The following is a 2150-nucleotide window of genomic DNA, read 5'->3' as shown; positions in this document are numbered from 1 at the left end:
GCCGTACAGGTGGCGCGCCACCGCGTGGTAGAGCGTGTCGTTGATCAGCGTGGACTTGCCCGAGCCGGACACGCCGGTCACGCAGGTCAGCAGGCCCACCGGGATTTCCGCGCTGACGTTGCGCAGGTTGTTGCCGGTGGCGTTGACGATGCGCAGCAGCTTGTCGTCGTCGGGCGCGGTGCGCGTGGGCGGCACCTCGATGCGGCGCGCGCCGGACATGTATTGCCCGGTCAGCGAGTTGGGCGACTGCTCGATCTGCGCCGGCGTGCCCTCGGCCACGATCATGCCGCCGTGCACGCCCGCGCCGGGGCCGATGTCGACCACGTAGTCGCTGGCGCGGATCATGTCCTCGTCGTGCTCCACCACCAGCACCGAGTTGCCGATGTCGCGCAGGTGCTTGAGCGTGCCGATCAGGCGGTCGTTGTCGCGCTGGTGCAGGCCGATCGACGGCTCGTCGAGCACGTACATCACGCCGGTCAGGCCCGAGCCGATCTGCGAGGCCAGGCGGATGCGCTGCGCCTCGCCGCCCGAGAGCGTGTCCGCGCTGCGCTCGAGCGAGAGATAGTCCAGCCCGACGTTGTTGAGGAAGTTCAGCCGCGCGGTGATTTCCTTGACGATCTTGTCGGCGATCTCGCGCTTGGCGCCGTGCATGTCGAGCGTGAGGAAGTACGTCAGCGCGTCGCGCAGCGGCCAGCCGTTGATCTCGAAGATCGCGCGCGCCTGGTCGTTCTCGCCGAGCTTGACGTGGCGCGCCTCGGTGCGCAGCCGCGTGCCGTGGCAGGCCGGGCAGGCCTGGTTGTTCTGGTACTTGGCCAGTTCCTCGCGCACCGCGACCGAGTCGGTCTCGCGGTAGCGCCGCTCCAGGTTGGGGATGATGCCCTCGAAAGCGTGCTCGCGCACCGTGGTGCGGCCGCGCTCGTTCATGTAGGTGAACGGGATCTCCACCTCGCCCGAGCCGTGCAGCACCACTTCCTGCACCTCGGCCGGCAGGTCCTCGAAGGCCGTTTCCAGTTCGAAGTCGTAGTAGGCCGCCAGGCTTTGCAGCATCTGGAAGTAGAACTGGTTGCGGCGGTCCCAGCCCTTGATCGCGCCCGAGGCCAGCGACAGGTTGGGGAAGGCCACCACGCGCTTGGGATCGAAGAAGGTGATCTGGCCCAGGCCGTCGCAGCTCGGGCAGGCGCCCATCGGGTTGTTGAACGAGAACAGGCGCGGCTCGAGCTCCTGCAGCGAGTACGAGCAGATCGGGCAGGCGAACTTGGAGCTGAACACGTGCTCCTGGCCGCTGTCGATCTCCAGCGCCACGGCGCGGCCGTCGGCCAGCCGCAGCGCGGTCTCGAACGATTCCGCCAGGCGCTGCTTGATGTCGGCGCGCACCTTGACGCGGTCGACCACCACGTCGATCGAATGTTTCTCGGTCTTCTTCAGCTTGGGCAGCGCGTCCACCTCGTAGACCACCGCCGGCGCCTCGTGCGTGGTGCCGCCGCCCGAGCGGATGCGGAAACGCACGAAACCCTGCGCCTGCATGGTGTCGAACAGGTCGGAGTGCTCGCCCTTGCGGTTGGCCACCACCGGCGCGAGGATCATCAGCTTGGTGTCTTCCGGCAGCGCCAGCGCCGCGTCCACCATCTGCGACACGCTCTGCGCCTGCAGCGCCAGGTTGTGGTCGGGGCAGTAGGGCGTGCCGGCGCGCGCGAACAGCAGGCGCAGGTAGTCGTGGATCTCGGTGACGGTGCCGACCGTGGAGCGGGGGTTGTGGCTGGTTGCCTTCTGTTCGATGGAGATCGCGGGCGACAGGCCCTCGATCAGGTCCACGTCGGGCTTCTCCATCAGTTGCAGGAACTGGCGCGCGTAGGCCGACAGCGACTCCACGTAGCGGCGCTGGCCCTCCGCGTACAGGGTGTCGAAGGCCAGCGACGACTTGCCCGAACCGGACAGCCCGGTGATCACGATCAGCTTGTTGCGCGGCAGGTCGAGATTGATGTTCTTCAGGTTGTGGGTACGGGCACCACGGATTCTGATTTCTTCCATATACCGATTGTCTTCGCCAGGCGGGGCCGCCGGTCAGGTCGACAGGCCGGTCTCACGGAATTTCCAAGAAAAAAGCATGCCAGGCGCGGCTCCGGCGGCCCGCCCCGGGCCGCGCGGCGCCC

General features: G+C 67.6%; 1 protein-coding gene. It reads right to left on the bottom strand.

What is annotated here, in order from left to right:
* The coding region (gene uvrA, locus K206_RS0123455) for an excinuclease ABC subunit UvrA (protein ID WP_020204831.1) at positions 1-2028 on the bottom strand (2028 nt) is incomplete at its 3' end.
* Positions 2029-2150 lie beyond the last annotated feature (122 nt).

This window comes from Cupriavidus sp. WS (assembly GCF_000395345.1).
GTDB classification, from domain to species: domain Bacteria; phylum Pseudomonadota; class Gammaproteobacteria; order Burkholderiales; family Burkholderiaceae; genus Cupriavidus; species Cupriavidus basilensis_B.
Note: the sequence above shows the minus strand (reverse complement) of the source record. Positions and strands in the feature narration are given on the sequence as shown.